General features: G+C 63.2%; 25 protein-coding genes. 8 read left to right on the top strand and 17 right to left on the bottom strand.

Annotation, left to right across the window (positions count from 1 at the left end; genetic code table 11):
• Complete coding sequence (locus DQG19_RS05575) at positions 1-696, top strand: sulfotransferase family 2 domain-containing protein (protein ID WP_116125257.1); 696 nt, start codon at positions 1-3, stop codon at positions 694-696.
• On the opposite strand, the gene coaD is transcribed toward DQG19_RS05575, so the two are convergent.
• Both coaD and DQG19_RS05585 read right to left on the bottom strand, forming a co-directional pair.
• Positions 674-1,141 carry a pantetheine-phosphate adenylyltransferase gene (gene coaD, locus DQG19_RS05580; RefSeq protein WP_116125258.1) on the bottom strand — a complete coding sequence of 156 codons (468 nt, stop codon included), beginning with the start codon at positions 1,139-1,141 and terminating at the stop codon, positions 674-676. The two genes, DQG19_RS05575 and coaD, sit on opposite strands and share 23 nt — an antisense overlap.
• Positions 1,142-1,160: 19 nt before the next feature.
• Positions 1,161-2,051, bottom strand: a complete 891-nt coding sequence (locus DQG19_RS05585; RefSeq protein WP_157974347.1) for a glycosyltransferase family 2 protein — start codon at positions 2,049-2,051, stop codon at positions 1,161-1,163.
• 44 nt (positions 2,052-2,095) lie between these two features.
• Here DQG19_RS05585 and DQG19_RS05590 point away from each other — a divergent pair, with 44 nt between their 5' ends.
• Positions 2,096-3,067, top strand: a complete 972-nt coding sequence (locus DQG19_RS05590) for a glycosyltransferase family 2 protein (protein ID WP_157974348.1) — start codon at positions 2,096-2,098, stop codon at positions 3,065-3,067.
• A gap of 49 nt (positions 3,068-3,116) precedes the next feature.
• Positions 3,117-4,199 (top strand): chorismate synthase, encoded by a 1,083-nt coding sequence (gene aroC, locus DQG19_RS05595; protein ID WP_116125261.1) that lies wholly within the window; start codon positions 3,117-3,119, stop codon positions 4,197-4,199.
• Between the two features lie 5 nt (positions 4,200-4,204).
• Here aroC and DQG19_RS05600 read toward each other — a convergent pair whose 3' ends face one another.
• Positions 4,205-4,807 carry a TIGR04282 family arsenosugar biosynthesis glycosyltransferase gene (locus tag DQG19_RS05600; RefSeq protein ID WP_116125262.1) on the bottom strand — a complete coding sequence of 201 codons (603 nt, stop codon included), beginning with the start codon at positions 4,805-4,807 and terminating at the stop codon, positions 4,205-4,207.
• Between the two features lie 151 nt (positions 4,808-4,958).
• On the opposite strand from DQG19_RS05600, the gene egtB reads away from it, so the two are divergent.
• Together egtB and DQG19_RS05610 are read left to right on the top strand one after the other, a co-directional pair.
• Positions 4,959-6,224, top strand: coding sequence for an ergothioneine biosynthesis protein EgtB (egtB, locus tag DQG19_RS05605; RefSeq protein WP_116125263.1), 1,266 nt, complete (start codon positions 4,959-4,961; stop codon positions 6,222-6,224).
• Positions 6,225-6,227: 3 nt separating this feature from the next.
• Positions 6,228-7,199, top strand: a complete 972-nt coding sequence (locus DQG19_RS05610; RefSeq protein WP_116125264.1) for an L-histidine N(alpha)-methyltransferase — start codon at positions 6,228-6,230, stop codon at positions 7,197-7,199.
• 77 nt (positions 7,200-7,276) lie between these two features.
• Here DQG19_RS05610 and DQG19_RS05615 read toward each other — a convergent pair whose 3' ends face one another.
• The 6 genes from DQG19_RS05615 to DQG19_RS05640 form a co-directional block, all read right to left on the bottom strand.
• Positions 7,277-8,149: a glycosyltransferase family 2 protein gene (locus tag DQG19_RS05615; protein WP_116125265.1), complete on the bottom strand. Its 873-nt coding sequence runs from the start codon at positions 8,147-8,149 to the stop codon at positions 7,277-7,279.
• Positions 8,150-8,197: 48 nt separating this feature from the next.
• Positions 8,198-8,884, bottom strand: coding sequence for a hypothetical protein (locus DQG19_RS05620; protein ID WP_116125266.1), 687 nt, complete (start codon positions 8,882-8,884; stop codon positions 8,198-8,200).
• A 625-nt stretch (positions 8,885-9,509) separates the two neighbouring features.
• On the bottom strand, positions 9,510-9,875 hold the full coding sequence (locus DQG19_RS05625; RefSeq protein ID WP_116125267.1) for an SET domain-containing protein: 366 nt from the start codon (positions 9,873-9,875) through the stop codon (positions 9,510-9,512).
• Between the two features lie 26 nt (positions 9,876-9,901).
• Positions 9,902-10,873 carry an AAA family ATPase gene (locus DQG19_RS05630; RefSeq protein WP_116125268.1) on the bottom strand — a complete coding sequence of 324 codons (972 nt, stop codon included), beginning with the start codon at positions 10,871-10,873 and terminating at the stop codon, positions 9,902-9,904.
• A 91-nt stretch (positions 10,874-10,964) separates the two neighbouring features.
• The gene (locus DQG19_RS05635) at positions 10,965-12,482 is read right to left on the bottom strand and encodes a BCCT family transporter (protein ID WP_116125269.1); all 1,518 of its coding nucleotides are present in this window, start codon (positions 12,480-12,482) and stop codon (positions 10,965-10,967) included.
• A 13-nt stretch (positions 12,483-12,495) separates the two neighbouring features.
• Positions 12,496-13,194, bottom strand: a complete 699-nt coding sequence (locus tag DQG19_RS05640) for a M15 family metallopeptidase (RefSeq protein ID WP_116125270.1) — start codon at positions 13,192-13,194, stop codon at positions 12,496-12,498.
• Between the two features lie 75 nt (positions 13,195-13,269).
• Here DQG19_RS05640 and DQG19_RS05645 point away from each other — a divergent pair, with 75 nt between their 5' ends.
• Both DQG19_RS05645 and DQG19_RS05650 read left to right on the top strand, forming a co-directional pair.
• Positions 13,270-14,826: a sodium:solute symporter family protein gene (locus DQG19_RS05645; RefSeq protein WP_116125271.1), complete on the top strand. Its 1,557-nt coding sequence runs from the start codon at positions 13,270-13,272 to the stop codon at positions 14,824-14,826.
• 198 nt (positions 14,827-15,024) lie between these two features.
• The gene (locus tag DQG19_RS05650; RefSeq protein ID WP_157974349.1) at positions 15,025-15,333 is read left to right on the top strand and encodes a hypothetical protein; all 309 of its coding nucleotides are present in this window, start codon (positions 15,025-15,027) and stop codon (positions 15,331-15,333) included.
• Here the strand turns inward: DQG19_RS05650 and DQG19_RS05655 are convergent.
• The gene (locus tag DQG19_RS05655) at positions 15,330-16,571 is read right to left on the bottom strand and encodes an NAD(P)/FAD-dependent oxidoreductase (RefSeq protein WP_116125273.1); all 1,242 of its coding nucleotides are present in this window, start codon (positions 16,569-16,571) and stop codon (positions 15,330-15,332) included. The genes DQG19_RS05650 and DQG19_RS05655 overlap by 4 nt on opposite strands.
• 85 nt (positions 16,572-16,656) lie before the next feature.
• Between DQG19_RS05655 and DQG19_RS05660 the strand changes: the two genes are divergently transcribed.
• Complete coding sequence (locus tag DQG19_RS05660) at positions 16,657-17,226, top strand: O-methyltransferase (RefSeq protein ID WP_116125274.1); 570 nt, start codon at positions 16,657-16,659, stop codon at positions 17,224-17,226.
• On the opposite strand, the gene DQG19_RS05665 is transcribed toward DQG19_RS05660, so the two are convergent.
• The 7 genes from DQG19_RS05665 to rplF form a co-directional block, all read right to left on the bottom strand.
• On the bottom strand, positions 17,213-18,604 hold the full coding sequence (locus tag DQG19_RS05665; protein ID WP_116125635.1) for an MATE family efflux transporter: 1,392 nt from the start codon (positions 18,602-18,604) through the stop codon (positions 17,213-17,215). The genes DQG19_RS05660 and DQG19_RS05665 overlap by 14 nt on opposite strands.
• Before the next feature lie 75 nt (positions 18,605-18,679).
• On the bottom strand, positions 18,680-20,050 hold the full coding sequence (gene secY, locus DQG19_RS05670) for a preprotein translocase subunit SecY (RefSeq protein ID WP_116125275.1): 1,371 nt from the start codon (positions 20,048-20,050) through the stop codon (positions 18,680-18,682).
• A gap of 11 nt (positions 20,051-20,061) precedes the next feature.
• The gene (gene rplO / locus DQG19_RS05675) at positions 20,062-20,508 is read right to left on the bottom strand and encodes a 50S ribosomal protein L15 (RefSeq protein ID WP_116125276.1); all 447 of its coding nucleotides are present in this window, start codon (positions 20,506-20,508) and stop codon (positions 20,062-20,064) included.
• 150 nt (positions 20,509-20,658) lie between these two features.
• Positions 20,659-20,832: a 50S ribosomal protein L30 gene (rpmD, locus tag DQG19_RS05680; protein WP_232826449.1), complete on the bottom strand. Its 174-nt coding sequence runs from the start codon at positions 20,830-20,832 to the stop codon at positions 20,659-20,661.
• Between the two features lie 49 nt (positions 20,833-20,881).
• Positions 20,882-21,463, bottom strand: coding sequence for a 30S ribosomal protein S5 (rpsE, locus tag DQG19_RS05685; RefSeq protein WP_116125277.1), 582 nt, complete (start codon positions 21,461-21,463; stop codon positions 20,882-20,884).
• 11 nt (positions 21,464-21,474) lie between these two features.
• A complete protein-coding gene (rplR, locus tag DQG19_RS05690) occupies positions 21,475-21,828 on the bottom strand; it encodes a 50S ribosomal protein L18 (RefSeq protein ID WP_116125278.1) in 354 nt (117 codons plus the stop codon).
• Between the two features lie 13 nt (positions 21,829-21,841).
• Positions 21,842-22,399, bottom strand: coding sequence for a 50S ribosomal protein L6 (gene rplF, locus DQG19_RS05695; RefSeq protein WP_116125279.1), 558 nt, complete (start codon positions 22,397-22,399; stop codon positions 21,842-21,844).
• Between the last annotated feature and the right edge of the window lie 34 nt (positions 22,400-22,433).

A 22,433-nucleotide genomic window follows, 5' to 3' on the forward strand; every position in this document is an offset into this window, starting at 1 on the left:
ATGTCCAGGGTCCTTTTCGCCGGTCGCGTGCTGGCCGGCCGAAGACTCATCGATCCGGTGGAAGCGTACTTCCTGCCGGAAACGGACACGCTCTACCCCATCAACTCCAAGGCCGGCTGTTCTTCCGTCAAACTGGCCCTGGTCCGGCGCTACGCGCCCGAGACTCAGTTGCGGTTCCCGGAGATTCACGTGCAGGACCCCGCCGAGCTGACCGGTGGCAAGGTGGAGCGCCACTTTTTCCTTACCCGGGATGCCTACCGCGACTTCTGTCGGGGCCGGCGTATCGTGCTGGTGACCCGCGACCCCTACGCCCGGATCTTTTCGGCCTACGAAGGCTACCGCCGGGGCATCAACCGCTACTACCGCCACTACGCCCGGTTACGCCAATGGTTTGGTTTCGACCGGGAACTCACCTTCGAGGAATTTGTGCAATACTGCTGCCGCCTCCCGGCCCGGTACGCCGACCGGCATTTTCGCCCCCAGTCCTTTTACCTGCCCGCCGGCGTGAAGGAGGCCAGCCGCGACTGGCAGACCACGGACATTACGGAATTCGGGAACCTTGCCGGCTCCGCCCGACCTACCGTGCTTAACGCGTCGGGGTCCGCCCTTCCCCCGAGGCTGCACGAATACCTGCGCGATCACGGCGGGTTTCAGGCACGCTACGCGGAAGACCTCACATGGTACGGTGAAAGGTGATGCCCGCCGGCAAAAAGGGCCCGGCGTCTCCCCCACCCTTTATTATTTCCCGCACGATGGTCGAACTGATGTGGCTGTAGGCCGGCTGGCTGATCAAAAAGATGGTTTCCAGCCCCTCTCCCACGATCTCGTTGAGCTGAGAGATGGTTTTCTCATAGTCGAAGTCGCTGGCGTTGCGCAGTCCGCGGAGCAGGTAGCGCGCGCCGATCTTCCGGCAGTAATGCGCGGTCAGTCCCTCGAAACTGTCCACGCTGATCTTCGGCTCGTCGGCAAATACCTCGCGGAGCCACTGCATGCGCTGCTCCAGGTCGAAGAGGTAGCTCTTCTGGCTATTCACGCCCACGGCTACCACGACCTGGTCGAAGAGCGGGACCGCCCGCTTGACGAGCTCGACGTGACCTACGGTGATGGGATCGAAGGACCCGGGGAAGACGGCGGTTTTCATAGCGACCAAAGTTAGGCATTCAGCGGGAGGCCGTAAATCGTCCCAGGATCCAGGCGTACTTCTGCACCGTATCCAGGTAAGCGTTCTGCCAGTAGTACCCCCGCAGAAGCAGCAGGCGAGCCAGGTTTTTGGGCAGCTTGACGAAGGTGACGCGGGCCGCCGCCCGCAGCAAAAACGCCCAGCGGCTACCGTGGGGCAGCGGCGTGATGGTCGCGCTCGCCCGGCCTTCCGCGTAGGATAGCGCCAGCCGGTTACCCAGCAGGTACTTGTAGGGCTGCACGAGGTGACGGAGCGTGAGGCCGGGATCATAATACACCGGGAAGCCGGCATGGCGGAGCTTGTCCTGCACGTGATCGTCCTCCCCCCGTACGATCCGGTCGCCGGACATGCCGAGGGCGGGATCGAACCCACCCACCCGGGCCAGCGCGCCCCGCCGGATGGCCATGATGCATCCGATCAGGTACTGCCCCGCGGGCAGTACCCCATAGACCGTGGCCGTGCCGGGCCGGCGCGGCCCGGCGTAGTACCGCCGCAGCCAGGCCGGCGGGGGCGTGGCGAACCAGTGGGTGTACTGCCCCCCGAAAGCCGCGCAATCCGTAGCACGGATTCTCTCCCCGAAGCGGCGGAGCAGCCCCGGCGGTGCCTGGATGTCGTCGTCCAGGTACACCAGCCATTCGGTTTCCGACTCGGCGGCACCCCGGTTGCGGGCGTGGCTCAGGCCTACGGAGGGCTCGTGGACGTAGTCCGCTCCGTAGGTGGCCGCTATGGCGCGTACCTCCGGGGTACCGGCATTGTCCACGATCAGCAGGCGGCAATCGTCGGGCGGCGGTTCCGGTTCCGCGAGTGAGCGCAGGCTGCCCTCCAGCAGTGCCGGCCGCTCGTACGTACAGATTATCACGGTAAATTGCACCGTCCAAAGGTACACGGCGACCACCCACCGCCCCAACTCCCCCCGTGCTGGTATCCATCATCATTCCCGCCTACAACGCCGAACCGTTTATCGAACGCTCGCTGCAATCCGCCCTGGCGGCGGGGGCGCAGGTGCCGGGCCGGTGGGAAATCATTGCGGTGGATAATGGCTCTACCGACCGAACGCCCGCTCTGCTGCGGGAGGCCGCACGGCAGCACCCGGAGGTCCTACGGGTCGTTACCTGCCGGCGTCGCGGTGCCCCCGCAGCCCGCAACGCCGGCGTAGCCGCGAGCAGCGGTGCCTGGTTGCAGTTCCTGGACAGTGACGACACCATCGATGCCGACAAGATCGCCCGGCAGCTCGCGCTGGCGGGGGAGGCGGACTGGGTGGTGGGCGCCTACCGCCACCTGTACCCGGATGGCACTACCGAAGACTCGATACCGCACCCTGACCTTTGGCACGGCCTGTTTCACGACTTCCGGACGGGCTGCACCCACTCCAACCTAATCCGGAAGCGGGCAGTGCAGGAGGTCGGCGGCTGGGACGAGCGGCTCCCGTCAAATCAGGATACGTTCCTGTGGTTCCGCCTCCTGCAGGCAGACGTCCGCACCGTGATCGATCCCGTCATCGGCAGCTACTACCACCATCACTACGGCGCACGCATCACCGGTGCCGACCCGGCGGGGAGCACCCAGCACCGCATCCAGATGCTGGCGGCGGCTAACGCTTGGCTCATCGACAATCGTCCGCAATACTGGCACCGCCACGCCCCTTTTTTTCTCGGGGCCCTGCTCCGCGCGGTACGGATGCTGGCCACCTACGACCTGCAGTCGGCCAGCGAGGCGTACGATGCCTACTTCGGTCGCCCAAACGAGTGGGCCATCGACCGCCCCTACGAGCTGGTAGGCCGCTACACCCGCCTGTACCCATACCTGGGGTTCCGCAACCTGGAGTGGACCCGGCGGAAGCTGGCGCGCATCCTGCCCGACCGCTGGAAACGAAGGCTCAAAGCGTAGTACCTTGCCGGCAGTTTCCCAACCCCCTAGTTCCTAAATCGCACTTCCCTTGGCAGGCAACACCTTCGGCACCCTCTTCCGCGTCACCACCTTCGGAGAAAGCCACGGCGTCGGGCTGGGCGTCACCATCGACGGTTGCCCCGCCGGGCTCCCCCTCGACGTGGAGGCCATTCAGCACGAAATGGCCCGCCGCCGCCCCGGGCAGAGCCGCATCGTGACCCAGCGCAAGGAGGGGGATACCGTGGAGCTGCTGTCCGGCACCTTCGAGGGCAAGACCACGGGCACGCCCATCGGCATGGTGATCTACAACCAGGACCAGCGGAGCAAGGACTACAGCCACATCCACGACAAGTACCGGCCCAGCCACGCGGACTACACCTTCACGGCCAAGTACGGGCACCGCGATTACCGCGGCGGGGGCCGCTCCTCGGCCCGCGAAACGGCCGCCCGCGTTGCCGCCGGCGCCGTGGCACGGCAGCTGCTCGATCACTACGGCATCACCATCCGCAGCTACGTGGACCAGGTGGGCGATATCGCTACCGGCAAGGACCACAACGAGCTGGACCTCTCCCTGATCGACAGCAACGACGTACGCTGTCCCGACCCCGCCGCCGCGGCACGGATGGAGGAAGAGATCCTCACCGTCCGCAAGGCCGGCGATACCATCGGGGGCGTAGTGAAGTGCGTCGTCAGCGGCGTACCCGCCGGCTGGGGCGAACCGGTATTCGACAAGCTCCACGCCGACCTCGGCCGGGCGGTGCTCAGCATCAACGCCTGCAAGGGGTTCGAGTATGGCAGCGGCTTCGCCGGCGTCACCATGCGCGGCAGTGCCCACAACGATGCTTTCTATACCGACGCGGAGGGGCGTACGCGTACCCGCACCAACCGCAGCGGCGGCATCCAGGGCGGAATCTCCAACGGGGAGGACATCTACTTCCGCGCCGCCTTCAAGCCGGTGGCCACCATCATTACCGACCAGGAAAGCGTAAACGAGGCCGGTGAGTCGGTCACCGTAGCCGGCAAGGGTCGCCACGATCCCTGCGTTCTGCCCCGTGCCGTTCCCATCGTCGACGCCATGGCCGCCCTGGTACTGGCCGACCACTGCCTGCGGGCCCGCGCCAATCGGCTCTAGCCCCGCTAGGGCATGGGCCAGCCGTAACTCTGCCAGTCCTCGAGGTGGTCCACGTCGGACAATTCGGGCAGGCGGGCCACGGAAAGCCCCAGCACCTGCGCCCGCGCCAGGGTCTCGTCGAGCACGTACTGTGTACTCCAGGTCATATACTGGAACAGGGAAGGGTGCGGATGCCGCATGCCCATCAGGTAATAGCCTCCGTCCACCGCGGGTCCGATGACCAGCTCGTGGGTATCTAGCTCGTCCAGCGCCCGCCGCAGCAGCTCCGTGGTCACCCCCGGGCAGTCGCTGCCGATGATAATTACCTTTCCTTGATTCCGCACAAAGGCGTGATCGACGGCCGCCGCCATGCGCTCGCCCAGATCGTTGCCAACCTGCACGAGTTTGATGAAGGAATCGTTGGGCCATTCGTCGTTATCGTCGACGTGGTCCGAGTAATGGAGGTAGCGGGTGACGCCGTCCAGGGCAACGGCCTGATCCCGTGTGTGGCGGATCAGCATCCCGTACATACGCAATGCTTTTTCGTCGCCCACCTCGGCGGCGAGACGTGTCTTGGTATGACCCGCTATGGGGTTTTTGACCATCAGGATGAGGGCGGGCTGTTGCATGGCGGCCAAGATAAGGTTCAACAAAAGTTTAGGCCCGGCACGGCCGCGAAACCGCCCCGCCCGCCACCGCTCCTTGGGGGCCAGGCGAACATTTCAAAGCCCGTTCCGTGTTCTGATGGGGGGTGAAAATTCTGCGCGCTAAACTCAACCTGTGACCCTTTCCGTACCCATCCTTTCCGATATATCCACCCGCTACGACCGCGTACGGCAGCAGTCGGTACGCCTGTGCGCGCCGCTGCAGCCCGAGGACGCCACCGTGCAGCCCCACCCCGACGTAAGCCCGCCCAAGTGGCACCTGGGCCACTCCACCTGGTTCTTCGAAAACTTCGTGCTGGTGCCCCACTCCCCCGGCTACCGGCCCTTCGACGAACGACTGAACTGGTTCTTCAACAGCTACTACGAGAGCCAGGGACCGCGGATCCTGCGCAGCCAGCGGGGCAATATGACGCGCCCGGCGCTGGCGCAGATCCTGGAGTACCGCACCCACGTCGATACCGCCATGCGCGAGCTGCTGGCCGGAGAGGACGAAGCGGTAGCCTCCCTCACCGAGCTGGGCCTGCACCACGAACAGCAGCACCAGGAACTCCTGGTAACCGATATCAAGTATATCCTCGGTACCAACCCCCTCTATCCCCGCTACCGGGAGCGGAAGCGGGAGGCGCCCGCCGCCGCCGCCGTTCCCCACACCTACCACGGGGTAGCCGGAGGCCGCTACTCCATCGGACACCGCGGAGCGGGTTTTTGCTGGGACAACGAACTCAGCCGGCACGACGTCCTGTTGCAACCTTTCGGCATCGGGTCGCGGCTGGTGACCAACGGGGAATACCGGCAGTTCATGGAGGACGACGGCTACGCACGCTTCGAGCTCTGGCAGATGGAGGGGATCGCCTGGGCCCGGGAGCTCGAGGTTAAGGCACCCCTGTACTGGTACCCCGTCGACGGCGACTGGAAACACTACACCCTGACGGACGGCCTCACCACCGTCGATCCCCACCTGCCGGTCACCCACATCAGCTGGTACGAAGCCGATGCCTACGCCCGCTGGGCCGGGGCCCGGCTGCCCACCGAGTTCGAATGGGAGGCCGCGACGCGGGAGCGCGACGTGCAGCCGGACCACGACGGCAACTGGAGCGAGCGGGGCGACCTGCATCCGGCCGCGGCGCGGTCGCCCACCGATCCCCAACTGCTCGGACATACCTGGGAATGGACAAACAGCGCGTATCTTCCCTACCCGCGGTACCCCCGGCCCGAAGGAGCCCTGGGCGAGTACAACGGCAAGTTCATGATCAACCAAATGGTGCTGCGCGGGGGCAGTTGCGCGACTCCGTTCAGCCATATCCGCCCCACCTACCGAAACTTTTTCCAACCGGATAAACGGTGGCAATTCACCGGTATCCGTCTCGCCAAAGATCTATAACCCATGACCTCCCCCGTTACCTCCTCTACGTTGGGCGCCTTCGCCCGCGACGTTCTGCAGGGCCTTTCCGCCGACACGCCCGAGCTCAACAGCAAATGGTTCTACGACGCGCGGGGCAACGCCCTGTTCAAGCAGATCATGCAGATGCCCGAGTACTACCTCACCGAGGCCGAGGCGGACATCTACCGCAACTGCGCCGCGGAGTTGCTGCAGGCGATCGGGAAAGGCACCTTCGACCTCATCGAGCTCGGGGCCGGTGACGGCAGCAAGACCCAGCTGCTCATCGAACGCTTCCTGGCCGACGGCGCCACCTTTTCCTACCGTCCCATCGACCTGAGCGCCACGGCCCTGGCCGAGGTGCGGGAGCTCATCGAGCTCCGCTGGCCTACCCTGGATTTCGAGCCCCTGGAGGCTGATTACTTCGAGGCGCTCGACCGCCTCGGCAAATCAAACGCCGGCCGCCGCCGCCTGCTGCTCTTCCCCGGGGCCAACATCGGCAACTTCACCCCCGGCGACGCGGTGGCCCTGCTGGGCCGGATCCGGTCCTTCCTGAAGCCCGGTGACATGTTACTTACGGGCTTTGACCTGAAGAAAGACCCGGCGCGCATCCTCGCGGCTTACAACGACGCGGCCGGCCACACGGCCAACTTCAACCTCAATATCCTGCGACGGATCAACCGGGAACTGGGTGGTAATTTCGACCTGTCCTGCTGGCGGCACTGGGAAACGTACAGCCCCGACACGGGGGCCGCGCGCAGTTTCTTGGTCCCCACCGAGGACCAGAAGGTCACCATCAATACCATTAACCGGTCCTTCAACTTCCGGGCCTGGCAGGCCATTCGCGTGGAGGTCAGCCAGAAGTACAGCCTCCGCGAGATCGAGGGCATGGCCGACGCGGCCGGCTTCAACTTCGTCCGGCACTTCCAGGACCGCGACGGACTGTTTACCGACAGCCTGTACCGGGTCGGTGGATAGGACGGTGACAGCGACAAGGCAGGACGTGGGGGAAGTTCAGCGCGTCGCCGGTCGGGGCGATACAATCAGGTACGACCCTAGCGGTAGGAGAAAGTCGGCGTCCAGCCACTAACCCACCACTTCAGTTTCAGGAGATCGAGAAACTTCAGGTTCCGGCTCCAGAGGAGAAAGCGGATCAGCAACCGCTCCGGGATATACTCCAAAAACTGGGTAAAGACCGGGTAGCGGTCCGCAAAACGGGTCAGCCGGGTACTCAGGGTGGGGTAAGCTTTGCGCAACTCACGCAGGTTCTTGATCGCCTGTCGCTGCTTGGTCAGGAAGACCTTGGTGGGTTCGAGCCCGAGGTGGACTACGGGATTGTCAATGTACAGGATCTGGATCCCGTCAGGTGCCAGCAGTTGCCCCCAGAGGGTATCCTCGTGTCCGTATCCCCGCACGTGCGGGAAGGGGTGGGTGAGGAGTATATCCCGTTGGGCCATAAAGTTATTCGACTGAAACTGCAGGTAGCTCATGCGCCGCCGCTGGGCGGGCTTCCTGGTCTCCCGCATCCGCCCGTACTGCCAGTGCAGTAAGTATTCCGGGTCGTCGGGTCGTTCGGAGGTATAGGTGGTACCGCCCACGAGCACGGCCGCGGGGGGGGCTTCCAGGTACGTCCGGAGAAACTCGGGCCCCGGCCAGCTGTCCACGTCCAGCATCAGAATCCGGTTGCCGACCGCCGCCCGGACCATACGGTTGCGGATCTCGGCACGCCCCACGTTGCGCGGCAGCTCGGTGTAACGCACGCCGGGCAGTCCCTGCGTTTCGCGGTTGAGCTTGCGAATGGCCTCGGAACTGCCGTCGTCGTAGAGCAGAATCTCGATCGGATCCTTCAGGTCCGCGGCCTGCCGCACCAGTTCGCGCAGCAGAGGACGGGCGTCGTACTTGTAGACGGGTATGCAGATGGACAGCATCGTGTTGGCTTAGCGGGGTGTACTTACTCTAAAAACAGGCCTCCTGGCCTATTGTGTCCGTGGCGGTGCGCTTTGACGATAGGCCTTCGGCAATTCAGTCTGGCGAACCTGACGTAAATATCGGTCGTAGTCGGCTAAATGCAAGGAGCGGTCGCCCGCTCCGTAGCGAAGCGGGTACCCGTTTGCCGCCCGGAAGGCATCTTCCACCAGGGCCGCGGCTTGTTCAAGATTGAAGTCGTACAGGTCACGGCCGCCCCTCAGTCCCTCCGGTCCTCCGTAATCGTAGCCCGCGGCGGTACGCTGTGCGGCCAGGGCCCGGGGAATGTAAAGTGCGCCCAGGTGCACGTACTGCCAGACGTGCATGACCTCGTGTACCAGCAGGGGATCGGACATGGCCCCCCAGGCATTCACCGTATGAAAGCTGACGTAACAGATGCCGTAGCGACGGGTCCCGACACGGGCGCGTTCGTCGACGCGGATGCGGGCGTAGGGTACGCTCTCGCCGTAGACGGTACGCAGGAGATTTACCTCCCGCGGGGTAAGTAATCGAAGCCTGGGCGTCAGGGCATTGGAGACGAATTCGTACAGGTCGCTTATCCCCAACAGGTCCAGTAGCTGAACGCAACGATCGGACAGCCCGGTACCGACCCGCGAGGGGGGCAGCGGACCGAAGAGCCTGCTGCAGCGGAGGGGAAAAATCCTGAAAAAGAAGATGGGGAATTGGGAGGTTGGCACCCGGCTAAAGTACTGCCGGTACCGGAAGGCGGTCCGGAGGCCGAAGGTCGGCGCCGGATGGAAAAGTGGCTGTAGGGGCAGGAGTCGAACCTGCACGGGGCGGTTAGTCACCGGTCAAGGCTCCGGAGAGCCACGCTCGCGCGGAGCACTGATCGGTGATTTATTCCGGCTTCCCCACCCGCGAGACAAGCGGGCATGGCTGCCAATTTCATCACCCTACAATGAATTTAAAATGTCAAATTTTAAATTTGAAATTCTAAACGTCGTTGCTGTAAGGGCAGGAGTCGAACCTGCACGGGGCGGTTAGCCCGTTTCAACGCTCCGAGGAGCGACGCTCAGCGCGGAGCACTGAAGAGGGTTTATCCCGACCTCCCCACCCGCGAGACAAGCGGGCATGGCTGCCAATTTCATCACCTTACAAAGTATCGAACGTAGCCGTTGCTTCGTCCTTGCATTAGCAAAGATGCAACTAACAGAAGGTATTACGCAAGTATTCGTAACGTTATTAGAATGTTTATATATAATTATTAACGCAAAGTCCTTTTCATTGCCATTTCTTCAAAAATGAAGTAGCGCGACGGCGGGAATTTGCGGATCTCACATCCCGCCGTTGAGCCGTCCGGACTCAGAACCAGAGCGCTTCCCCGCCGCCGACCACGTAATCGATGAGGAGTTCCTCGCCACCGGCAATGTCGCGCTCGGCCGAAAAGCGGATCTGCTCGAATTCGTAGTCCATCTCGAAGGCCAGATTGGGTTCGGATGCGTGGTTGTACAGCGAGCCGTAGCCCAGGGCGATTGCCGCGCCGTCTCCGTCCCACAGGAAGTAGTAGTCGTGAAGTCCCGTTCCGTGAATGATTGCCCGGTCTTCGGGGCTGAGCACCACCACCGGTGCGCGCTCCACCACGGTACCCGCCGGTATCGGCTCGGCGGTATAGACGCCGCGGCCGCCGAGGGGGCTGGGGCGTACGTAGATAAAGGGAAGGTGAAGCATGGGCTGGCGCGTCGGGATCCGCTGGTCTAGAACAGGCCCCGAATGACGTGCTCTTCGGTGATACCTTCCGCCTCGGCCTTATAGTTGCGGACGATGCGGTGGCGCAGGACGTAGTTTGCAATGGCCTGTACGTCCTCGATGTCGGGACTGTACTTGCCGTTGATGGCGGCGTGACACTTGGCACCCAGCACCAGGTACTGGCTGGCCCGGGGGCCCGCGCCCCAGCTGATGTACTCGTTTACGTTGGTCCCGGCACGGGAGGTATTGGGCCGGGTCTTCCCGGTAAGTTTGACGGCGTACTCCAGTACGTTGTCGCTGATGGGAATCTTGCGCACGAGCTGCTGGAAGTAGAGGATGTCCTCACCGCTCAGTACGTGGCTGACGCTATTGCGTCCGACGCCGGTGGTACCCTTCACAACGGCAAGCTCTTCCTCGTAGGAAGGGTAATCCAGCGGAATATTGAACATAAAGCGGTCCAGCTGGGCCTCCGGCAAGGGGTAGGTCCCCTCCTGCTCGATCGGGTTCTGGGTAGCCAGTACGAAAAAGGGGGCGGGCAGGGCGTGGCGGTCGCCGGCCACGGTGACGGAACGCTCCTGCATGGCCTCCAGCAGGGCGGCCTGCGTCTTGGGCGGTGTCCGGTTGATCTCGTCGGCCAGGACGATGTTGGCGAACAGCGGCCCGGGATTGAATTCGAAGTGGCGCTCGTCGTTCAGGATTTCCGAGCCGGTAATGTCGGTAGGCATCAGGTCGGGCGTGAACTGGATGCGCTTGAAGTCGAGTTCCAGCACCTCGGAGATCGTGGAGACCAATAGCGTCTTGGCAAGCCCGGGTACGCCGACGAGGAGCGAGTGGCCGTTGGAGAACAGGGAGATCAGCACCGTCTTCACCACTTCCTGCTGCCCCACGATCACCTTGCCGATCTCCGCGCGCAGGTCCTGATACGATTGGGCGAGGGCGTCAACGGCTTCTACGTCGGAGGAATATTTGGGGGCTGGCATAGTGATCGTTTAGTAAAGTAGGGTTTCCGGCGGCGGCGGTAATACGGGCCCGAAGCACCGGGCTTCAAAAATAGAAGACTGCCGGATCAATCTAATTGTTGCCTCGGGTGAAGCTTTTCCAGGTAAGTTGCCCCAATCCGACGGCTCCCAGCAGAAAAAGTAGCATGGCCGGGAAGCCCCCGAGGGTAGAGATGAGGCGGATACCGTCCAGCCCCGCGAAACTGACCAGTACCCAGGCGGTCACGCCGATGGTGAGTCCCCACACCAGTTTGACCCCCACCGGCGCCTCGGCCGAATCCGGACCGGTATCGCGCATGCACAGGGCACTCATCGCGGATACATTGGAGTCCGCCGCCGTCACGTACGAAAGGAACACCAACACGAGGAATACCAGTGCCGTCACCGCCAGCCCCGGCAGTTGCTCGAGCAAGGCGTAGGCCACCGCTTCCGGCCCGCCCGCGGCCAGGGCGGCGGACAGCGCGCCATTGGTCTGCCCGTCCAGGACCAGGGAGGTGCCGCCGAAGGCGATCATCCAGCCGGCCCCGAAGAGCGAGGTGAAGAGCAGGTTGACCTCGATGAACCGGCGCACGGTGTACCCGCGGGCGAGCCGCCCCAGGAAGAGGGCCGTGATCGGCGCCCAGGCGTACCAGTTGGCCCAGTAGAAACCGGTCCACGCGTGACTCCAGTCGGCGGGGATCCCCGGGTCGGTCCCGAGGTTCCGCGGTACGAAGGTGACCACGAAGTCGGCCGCCGCCGCTCCGGCCAGCGCCAGGGTTTCCGCCAGCGGGCCCGTCACGAAGACGAAGGCGGCCAGCAGCATGAACCCGATGATGTTGTAATTCGATAATACCCGGATGCCCCGCTGCAGGCCGGTTGCCGCGGATACGCAGAATGCCACGACGATACAGCCGATGATGACCGCCAGCCGGAGGGGCGTTGCACCCGCGTCCCCGCCGAAGTAGCCCGCCAGCCCGCCACTGAGGGCCAGGCTCCCCGCGCCGAGGGCCGCCGACATCCCCGCCACGAGCGCGAACAGGCACACGGCATCAACCGCCGCCCCCCCGTGGGTATGGACGCGATCGCCCAGCACGGGCCGCAGCAGCGTACTCAGGGAAAAGGGCTGTCCGTGGCTGTAGAAGCCCAGGGCAAAGAGCAGTCCGCCAACGGTATAGATGGCGTAGGGGGTCAGCGTCCAGTGGAGAAAGAGTGTGGAGAGGGCGAATACCGCGGGTTCACCCTCTCCCGCCGGCGGCGGCGCACTCACGTGGTAAATAGGCTCCGCGATACCCCAAAACAGGATACCGGTAGCGATGGTCGTGCACGCCGTGATCGCAAACCACCGCCAGGGGGAAAGCAACCGCGTAGCTCCTGCGCCACCGATGACGGAACGGCCGAGGGGAGAGATGTACACGACCGCCAGCAGCAACAGGAAGCCCGAGCACGACCACGCGAAGAGCCAGTCGAACCGCTCGAGTATCCAGTCGCTGGCCGCCTGGGCGTACGCGATCAGGCCCACCGGGTCGTACAGTGCCAGCAGCGCGCAGATCAGCAGCGGGAGCAGCGGCGGCAGCAGTACGGAATAGCGGATATGAGGGAGGGTCGGGCGCACGGGCGGTAGTCAGCTAGGGGCACGCCCAGACCCAGTCACTCAACGGGAACCTCGGCCCACCATAATTGAAGTGCCACCACTCCGTGCGGATGGTGGAGAAGCCGTGCCGGAGCATGGCCTCCTGTAGGATGCGCCGGTTCTCCGGCACCGGGGCGGGCAGGTCGGTCGTGGTAGTGTAGGCGGCCTCGCCGAAGAAGTCGTAGGGCGTGCCCATATCCAGCTCCTCACCGGTCGCCAGGTCCACGATGGTCAGGTCGGCCGCGGCGCCCCGGCTGTGCACGCTCCCCTTGGTGGGGCGAGCGACGTATCGGGCGTCGGGCAGCACGTCCCAGAGGCGCTGCTGGTAGGGACCCGGCCGGTAGCAGTCAAACATCTTGAGCCCCAGGCCCCGGCTGCGCAGGTCCTGCTGTACCGCGAGCAGGGCCCGGGCCACCTTCGGCCGGTAGAAGCAGCGGCCGCAGTCGTAGATCTGCTGCTTCATAAAATTGCTGTCGGTGGCGTAGCGCAGGTCGAGCGCGAAGGACGAATCGAGCCGGACGAGCTCCGTCCAGGCGGTGCTGTCGTAGTCCGGCGGCAGGGGGGCCGGGGGAAGTGGGGGCGGCGGAGGTTCTACGGCCACGGGAAAGGCAACCGGCGGGGCGGGCGGATCGGCCGCGGGTCCGCAGGCGCAGAGTAATGACAACAGCAATAAGGCGCGGAACGGATGGGCCATGGGCGCGTAAAATATGGGATTTTGGCCGGGCATCCCGGTGACCGGTGTACTTTGGAGCCTGCTTCACCCGTCCCTATGCCCCTTCCCCGCAACAGCCTGCCCCTTCTTTTTCTCGGCCTGCTCCTGGGTGGGGCGGCCGCCTGGCTGTACTTCTTCACCGAAGACGCGGTCCACTGGCCTGCCTTCGTAAGCATGGCCGTCTTCTACGCGGTGATCTACTACATCGGTGCCCGCGCGGCCGACCGGCGGCGGGGGGAGGACAACGACGCCGACGGTATGATGCTGGCCGGCCGCAGCCTGCCGCTTTACGTGGCCATCTTCACCATGAGTGCCACCTGGGTGGGCGGCGGCTTCATCAACGGTACCGCCGAGTACACCGCCACCCAGGGACTGGTGTGGGTGCAGGCCCCGTGGGGCTACGCCCTTTCGCTGGTGGTGGGCGGACTGTTCTTTGCCCGGACCATGCGCCGGCGGCGGTACCGGACCATGCTCGACCCCCTTACCGAACGGTACGGCGAGCGGGTTACTGCCCTGCTGTTCCTGCCGGCCCTGACCGGGGAGCTGTTCTGGACCGCCGCTATCCTGACCGCACTCGGGGCCACCTTCGGCACCGTACTGGGCGTTGACCTGACCACCGCCATCCTCCTGTCGGCGGCGATCGCGGTGGCCTACACCGCCCTCGGCGGACTGTGGGCCGTGGCCCTGACCGACGTCGTGCAGCTGCTCATTCTATTCCTGGGGCTGGCACTGATCGTACCCTTCGCCCTTTCCTACACCGGGGGCCTGGCGGCTACGTATACTGCCTACTCCGACAAATTCGGTGCCGCCGCCAGCCTGCTGCCCTCGCGGGAGGCCCTCGGGGCCGCGTACTGGACGTGGTGGGACTACGCCCTCCTCCTGGTCTTCGGCGGCATTCCGTGGCAGGTCTACTTCCAGCGGGTGCTGGCGGCCCGCGACGAGGATACCGCCGTGCGGCTCAGCCTGATCGCGGGCGTCGTATGCCTGCTGGCCGCCGTGGCGCCGGTACTGATCGGTATGGTGTCGGCCACGGTCGACTGGTCGGCCCTGCCCGCCGGACCGCCGCCCGATGCCAGCGCCACCCTGCCCTGGGTGGTCCGGTACCTGACCAACCCGGTCGTTGCCGTGGTAGGGCTCGGCGCGGTAGCCGCGGCCGTGATGTCGAGCGTGGACAGCAGCGTGCTCAGTGCAAGCAGCATGGGCGTCTGGAACGTGTACAAACCGCTCATCAAACCCGACCTGCCCGACGACCGTCTCGCCACGCTCATCCAGCGGTGCATCTGGATCGTGGGCGTAGCGGCCACGCTGATTGCCTTCCAGGTGCAGAGTGTTTACGCCCTGTGGTTCCTGTGTTCCGACTTCGTGTACTGTCTCCTCTTTCCGGCACTCGTTTGCGCGCTCTTCGATCCTCGGGCGAATCGCTACGGGGCGCTGGCGGGCTTCGGGGTGGCCGCCCTGCTGCGGTTCGGCGGCGGCGATGCGACCCTCGGGCTGCCGGCCTTCCTCCCCTACCCCGCCGACTTCCCCTTCCGTACCACCGCCATGCTGGCCGGGCTGCTCAGTAGCGCGATCGCCTCGCGCCTCGCCCCGGAGGAAGAAAATGCCCGGGTATAGGGGGAAAAGACGGTAACAGACCAAGAAAAAAATCGTTGTGGGAACAAAAATGTTCGTATCTTACTTGTAGCAATTGGACTTAGTCCATCAATTGTCTTTCCTAGTTAGCTTTGATTATTGGCCTTTTGGCCCACACGAACAACACACATGAAATTGTTTTCCTCCCCGTTCATGCTGGCGGCGGTGTCTATCATATATATGATAGGTGATGCAGTACAGCAGTCTTACTTCGCCGACGATGCCCCGCCGGCCATCGTTCGCCGTTCCTCCGCCCACAAGATCATCCCCATACCCAGCGACGTACTGCGCCTGCGGGACGCCAGTGCTCCCGATCGCAGCACCTTCGGGGCCACTACGGTGTCGCTGGTCCATGCCATGCGACCGGTAGCCCACCCGGCACCGGTCTACGGAGGGAACGATTGTCCAACGGCCGCGGCCACGGATTCACTCTCGCCGGTCGAGGTGCTTTCCACAAGCCCTTCGGAGTACGGCCTGACCGGCCTCTAGTCCGCCTCCCGCGCGTCCATAGCTTCGCCGATCAGCCAGCCCCCCGTCCAGGCCGCCTGAAAGTTGAACCCGCCCGTGATGGCATCAATATCCAGTACCTCACCCGCCAGGTATAGGGTCGGATAGTGCTTTGACCGGAAATGCCGGAAATCGACTTCGCGCAGGTCCACCCCGCCCGCCGTGGTGAACTCATCCTTGTTGGTGGCCTTGCCGGTTACGCGGTAGCGGCCGTCGGTCAGCTCTTCGGCGAGCCGGCGGAGCTGTGCGTTGGACAGTTGCGCCCACTGCTGGTCCTCCGGGATCTCCGCGGCGCGTACCAGCGACTGCCAGAGACGGGCCGGCAGCTCCACGGGGCTCCGCGTACTCATCTGTTGCCGGCTGCGATCGTCCCGTGCCCGCGCAAGCTCCTCGAATACATCGGTGGTCCGCCGGGCCAGCCAGTTCACCGCTACCTCGAACGCATAGCCCCGGGGATGCAGGTGACGTGCCCCCCAGGCACTTAGCCGCAGAATGGCCGGGCCGCTCAGTCCGCGGTGGGTAACGAGGAGCGGTCCTTCCGCACTCAGTCCGTCCCCGGTAGCCCGCACGGCAGCCCAGGGCAGGCTGATACCGGCCAAGCCGGCCAGGCGGGCATCCTTTATGTTGAGCGCGAAGAGAGAAGGTACCGGGGGGACGATCGTATGCCCCAGTTCCGCCAGTAGTTTCCAGACCGCCGGATTACTACCCGTCGTTACTACCAAGGTATCGGCGGAAAACCGCTGGTCACCCGCCTCTACCGTCCAGGAAGGGGCAGCATCGGGGCGGCGGGGCGCAGGTGCAAGGATTCGGGTTACGCGGGTGCCGGTCACTACGCCAATGCCCAGCCGGCGCGCTTCTCCCCACAGGCAGTCGACGATGGTACGCGAATCGTCCGACACCGGGAAGATCCGACCGTCCTCTTCGATCTTGAGTTCGACGCCCCGGTCGGCGAACCATCCCATGGTATCACCGCAGGCGAACTTATGAAAGGGGCCCAGCAACTCCCGCCCTCCGCGGGGATAGAATTTGACGAGCTCTTTCGGCTCCCAGCAAGCGTGGGTGACGTTGCACCGGCCACCCCCGCTGATGCGCACCTTCTCCAGCACGGAACGGCCCCGTTCCAGGATGGTGACCCGCCCGCCGGGCCGGCGCTCCGCAATACGGATAGCGGCAAAAAAACCGGCGGCTCCCCCGCCCAGGATAAGCGTGTCTGCGTGCATCTGGATAGCGTAAAACCCAAAGGTATGCGGTTGGAGCGGACCGGCCGGGACGATACCTTTCCGGTCCACTCAACCCAACGCTGTAATGGCTACCCCACCCCCCGAACGCTTAGCCGCCATCGAACGGGCGGCAAAAGATCTTCGATTTACCATGTCATCGGACGATCGCCTCGGACCGTTGCTCACAACCCTGGCCGCCAGCCGGCCCGGTGGACGTCTGCTGGAACTCGGGACCGGGCTGGGGCTGTCCCTGGCGTGGCTGGTACAGGGGATGACCGCGGATACGACTATTGTCTCCCTGGACAACGATCCGCGACTGACGAACGTAGCGTCCGAACTGTTTGCCGACGACGAGCGCGTACGCATCGTAACAGCCGACGGCGGCAGCTGGCTCGAAACCTACGATGGCCCCGCCTTCGACTTCATTTTCGCCGATACCTGGCCCGGCAAATACACGCATCTGGAAGAGGCGCTGGCACGACTGCGGCCCGGCGGCTTGTACCTCATCGACGATATGCATCCGCAGCCCAACTGGCCCGAGGGGCACCACGAACGCGCGCAGCAGCTGCTGGCTACCCTGCGCCGGCACCCGGATCTATACCTCACGGAACTGGACGTAGCGACCGGGCTCGTGCTGGCCGCTAAATCTGCCTGAGCTTCCAGCGCCCGCGGCGGAACAGAACGATCGCCACGACCGCCAACACGAATTCGGCAATTACCACCGCCCAAACGACTCCGGTGACCGCGTAGCCCAGGGAGACGGCCAGGTAGTAGCTTAGGGGGATTTCGAGTAGCCAGAAGCAGACAAAATTGAGCAACGAGGGCGTGAGGGTGTCCCCCGCCCCGTTGAAGGCCTGGATCGGGATGAGCCCAAGACCGAATAACACATAGCCCGCGGCGAACACCTGAAGGGCTGCGATGCCGTACCCAACGGCTTCCGGATCCTGGGTAAACGCCCGCACCAGCGGCCCCGCCAGCGTATAATAGCCGATAGAAAGCACGGCCAGGTAGACGGTAGTGAAGCCCAGTGTCCACCACACGCCCCGTTCGGCCCGCAGGGGACGTCCGGCCCCGAGGTTTTGCCCGACGAAGGTAGCCGCGGCGTTGGACAAGCCCCAGGCGGGCAGCAGCGTGAACAGGATCAACCGGATCGAAACCGTGTAGCCCGCGACGGCCGCGGCACCGAAACTGGCTACTATGCGCGCCAAAAAGATCCAGCTGGCGGATCCGATCAGGTACTGGAAGGCTCCGCTCGCCGCGATACGAAGGATGCGCCGCTGCATGGCAAGGTCGAGTCGCCACCCGCGCGGGGCGATGCGGACCACGGAACGGCCGCCAAAGAGAATATACAGTTGGTACACCACGCCTATGCCCCGGCCGAGCGTGGTGGCGAGTGCTGCCCCCTCTACTCCGTAGGCCGGAATCGGTCCCCAGCCGAAGATCAGCAAGGGATCGAGGACGATGTTGATCCCGTTGGAGATCCACAAGACCCGCATGGCCGTGGCGGCTTCTCCGGCGCCCCGGAATACCCCGTTCAGCAAGAAGAGCAGCATGATGATCCCGTTGCCGGCGAAGAGGATACGGGTATAGCCCGCGCCGGTGGCCACTACCCGCTCTCCGGCCCCCATGAGCCGGAGCAGGTCCGGGGCGTAATACGTGCCTGGCACGGCAATGACCAGACTGACCAGGAGGGCGAGAACGATCGACTGCCCCGCGGCGCGGCTCGCCAGTGCGGTATTCTTCTCCCCCACGAAGCGGGCGATGAGCGCCATCGGCGCCAGGCTCAGACCGACGCCGATGCTGTAGATGAGGGTCATCATCACCTCGGTCAGCCCTACCGTAGTGAGCGCCTCGGTGCCCAGCCGCCCGACAAAAAAGGTATCGACGAGGGCGAAGACACTCTCCATGGCCATCTCCAGCATCATGGGGATGGCCAGCAGGATGATCGACTTCCGGATACCGCCGGAGGTATAATCGTAGGCATCGCCGCGGACGGCAGAGGCCAAGAGCTGAAGGAGACGGTTGGAGCGCACGGAAGAGGGTCGGGAAAACAAAAAGCGGGTGCCCAATTCAGGACACCCGCTCGGTAAGCTATTAGATTTTAAAGGCTAGAAATCGGCACCGATCTGCTGCATCCGGCTACCGGTTCCCCGGCCCTGCAGACGCCCCTCTTTGGAGAGACCGTCGTACTTCCGCATGAGCAGGTACGTATCGATTTGCTGCAGGGTATCGAGTACTACGCCTACCATGATGATGAGCGAAGTACCGCCAAAGAAGATGGCGAACTGCTGGTTGACGCCAAGTCCAGCCACGAAGGCGGGAAGGATGGCGATCAGGCCCAGCAGAATAGATCCGGGCAACGTGATACGGCTGGTGATAGAATCGATGTATTCCTCCGTTTCGGTACCGCCACGAACACCGGGAATAAAGGCGTTCTGCCGCTTCAAGTACTCGGTGTACTGGCTGGGGTTAACCACCAGGGCGGTATAGACGTAAGTGAAGGCAACGACAAGCACGAAGTATACGATGTTGTAGACCGGTGAGGTGAAGTCGTTGAACTGCAGTGCGAGCCAGCTGGTCTCCGCATCGCCACCGGCGAAACCGGCGAGGCTGGCGGGTACGAACATCAGCGCCTGGGCGAAGATGATCGGCATTACGCCGGAAGCGTTTACTTTCAGGGGAATGTAATCGCGAGCGGTGGTGGAGGGTGCGGCACCCTGGCCACGACCAACCATGCGCTTAGCGAACTGGATCGGAATCTTGCGTACCCCGGTAACGATCATGACGGTAGCCATGGTCACGAGGAAGAAACCGAGCATCTCCAGCACGAAGATGAGCAGGGCGCCGGCCTGGAGGCGCGACTGAAGCTCGAATCCGAGGGCCGCCGGTAGTCCGACGATGATGCCCACGGTGATCAGCAGCGAAACACCGTTACCGATACCGCGGTCCGTGATCCGCTCTCCCAGCCACATCGCGAAGATGGTGCCGGTAGAAAGGATGATAATACCGGAGATCCAGAAGACCGACTCGGAAACAGCGGGGCTTACACCGCCCTGGGAGCGGATGTAGGTGAGGTAACCGGCACCCTGCACGAGGGTAATGGCCACCGTCAGGGCCCGCGTGATCTGGGTCAGTTTCTTGCGGCCCGACTCCCCTTCCGTCTTCTGAAGCTTCTGGAAGTAGGGGACGGCAAAACCGAGCAGCTGCACGATAATGCTGGCCGTGATGTAGGGCATGATACCCAGGGCCATGATCGAGGCGTTATTGAACGCACCGCCGGTGAACAGATTGATCAATCCCAGCAGGTCGTTGGCGTCGCCACGGCTGTTGAGGCTGGCCTGCAAGGCTTCAATGTCGGCTCCGGGGAGTACGACGAAAGAACCAAGACGGTATACGGCCATAAGGGCGAGGGTGAAGAGGATGCGGTTGCGCAACTCATCGATCGACCAGATATTTTTAATATTCTCGAATAACCTCATGGCAAATACTTTTAGGCGGTGGTAATGCTACCACCGGCTTTCTCGATGGCTTCCTTTGCGCTGGCGCTGACGGCGTGGGCCGTGATCGTCAGTGCGCTGGTCACCTCCCCATTGCCAAGCACCTTGTACCGGTCATTCTTCTTGATGATTCCGGCGTCGTAGAGCGACGTGGGAGTGATCTCGGAGAGGCCGTGCTTTTCGCTGATGGCCTGGAGGTTTTCCAGATTCAAAGCTACGTATTCTACCCGGTTCGGGCTATTGAATCCGCGCTTGGGCAGGCGCATTTGCAGGGGCATCTGACCGCCCTCGAAGTTACGCTTGCTCTTGTAACCGCTGCGGGACTTGGCTCCCTTGTGGCCACGGGTGGAGGTACCACCGCGTCCGGAGCCCTGTCCGCGGGCAATCCGCTTTCCGGACTTCGTGGAACCGGCGGCGGGCTTGAGATTATTGAGTTGCATGGATGAGTTTTTTATATCGCTTGGTCGGGGCGGGCGGCACCGGCGCGCAACTTTCCGGGGGCAATGTACCGTCGGAGAAAGAATAACGGAAAAGGATCCGTAATCATTTCAGCGAGAGGCCAGCCAATGTCGGGAAAGTGGGAGCCTGAGCTACTCTACGACTACGAGGTGGGCGACCTTGTTAACCATTCCGCGGATGACGGGCGTATCCTCGCGCTCTACGGTCTGGTGCATTTTTTTGATGCCCAGGGCCTTGATGGTATCCTTCTGTCCCTTGGGACGGTCGATGACGCTCTTGACCTGGGTGATTTTAATCGTTGCCATTATTCGGTGGTTTGAGTTCCGACGGAGTCGGGACGACTGGGGAAGAGACCTAGCCTTCGAAGAGCTTCTCCATCGAGATACCCCGCTGCTTCGCGATGGTCTGCGGGCTGCGCAGCTTCTGGAGCGCGTCAATGGTGGCTTTGATCACGTTGTGGGGGTTGGAAGAGCCCTGCGACTTGGCAAGCACGTTGTGCACACCACAGATATCGAGGACGGAGCGCATGGCACCACCGGCGATTACACCGGTACCCTCGCTGGCGGGCTTCAGGAGAACCTTACCGGCTCCGTACTTACCGAGCTGCTCGTGGGGGATGGTCCCTTTGTAGAGGGGCACCTTAATCATGCTCTTGCGGGCTACGTCCGTGGCCTTCTGAATGGCTTCGGAGATATCCTTCGATTTACCGGTACCGTGTCCGACCTTGCCTTTACCGTCGCCTACGACGACGATGGCGGCGAAGGTGAACGTACGACCGCCCTTGGTTACTTTGGATACCCGGTTAAGGGCTACCATCTTTTCCTTCAGGTCGGATTCGTGCTGGTCACCACGATTGTTACGACCGCGGTTGTCGCGGCCATCACGGCGGTTACGGTTGTTGCCGCCGCCGCTGCTGTTGTTTCTGTTGTCAGCCATTGGAGCTTGATTTAAAGGTTGAGGCCACCCTCGCGGGCACCGTCAGCGAGTGACTTCACCCGACCGTGATACAAATAGCCACCCCGGTCAAAAAGGGCGCGTTCGATGCCGGCGGCCTTGGCACGCTCGGCGATCAGCTTGCCGACTTCCTTGGCCTGGTCGGACTTGTTGCCTTCGTTGGCGACGGCTGCCTCGTAGCTCGAAGCGCTGGCCAGCGTGTTGCCGGAGACGTCGTCGATCAATTGGGCGTAGATATAGCGGTTGGAACGGAACACGTTCAGGCGGGGCTTTTCGGCCGTACCGGTGATCTTCTTCCTTACGCGGCTGTGGATCCGCTTACGCCGCTTGAGTTTCGTTAGTTGCATTGCTGTTATCTTTTTACTTCTTAGCGGCGGTCTTACCAGCTTTGCGGCGGATCTCCTCACCTTCGAAGCGAATACCTTTACCCTTGTAGGGCTCGGGCTTCCGCAGCGAACGGATCTTGGCGGCCACCTGTCCGACGAGTTGCTTGTCGGTGCTGGACAGTTTGATGATGGGGTTCTTACCCTTGGCGTTCACGGTTTCGACCACCACTTCCTTGGGTACGATGAAGTATACCGGGTGGGAGTAACCGAGGGTAAGGATGAGCAGGTTGCCCTTGTTTTCAGCACGGTAACCCACGCCGATCACTTCGAGCGAGAGGTTGTAGCCGTTGGTTACGCCTTCGACCATGTTGGCCAGCAGCGAACGGTAGAGACCGTGGAAGCTGCGGTGGCGCTTGCTGTCGGTGGGGCGGGTGACCTGGACATCCGAATCATTGATTTCGATGCCCATGTCGGGATCGACCTGCTGGGTCAGCTCGCCCTTGGGGCCCTTCACCGTGACCAGGTTACCCTTGGAGACGGAGACGGTAACGCCCGAGGGCAGTTCAACCGGGTTTTTGCCAATTCTAGACATAATATTGGAGTTGATCTTACGGCGGAGTATTCCG

The organism is Lewinella sp. IMCC34183 (assembly GCF_003390915.1).
Lineage (GTDB): Bacteria > Bacteroidota > Bacteroidia > Chitinophagales > Saprospiraceae > Neolewinella.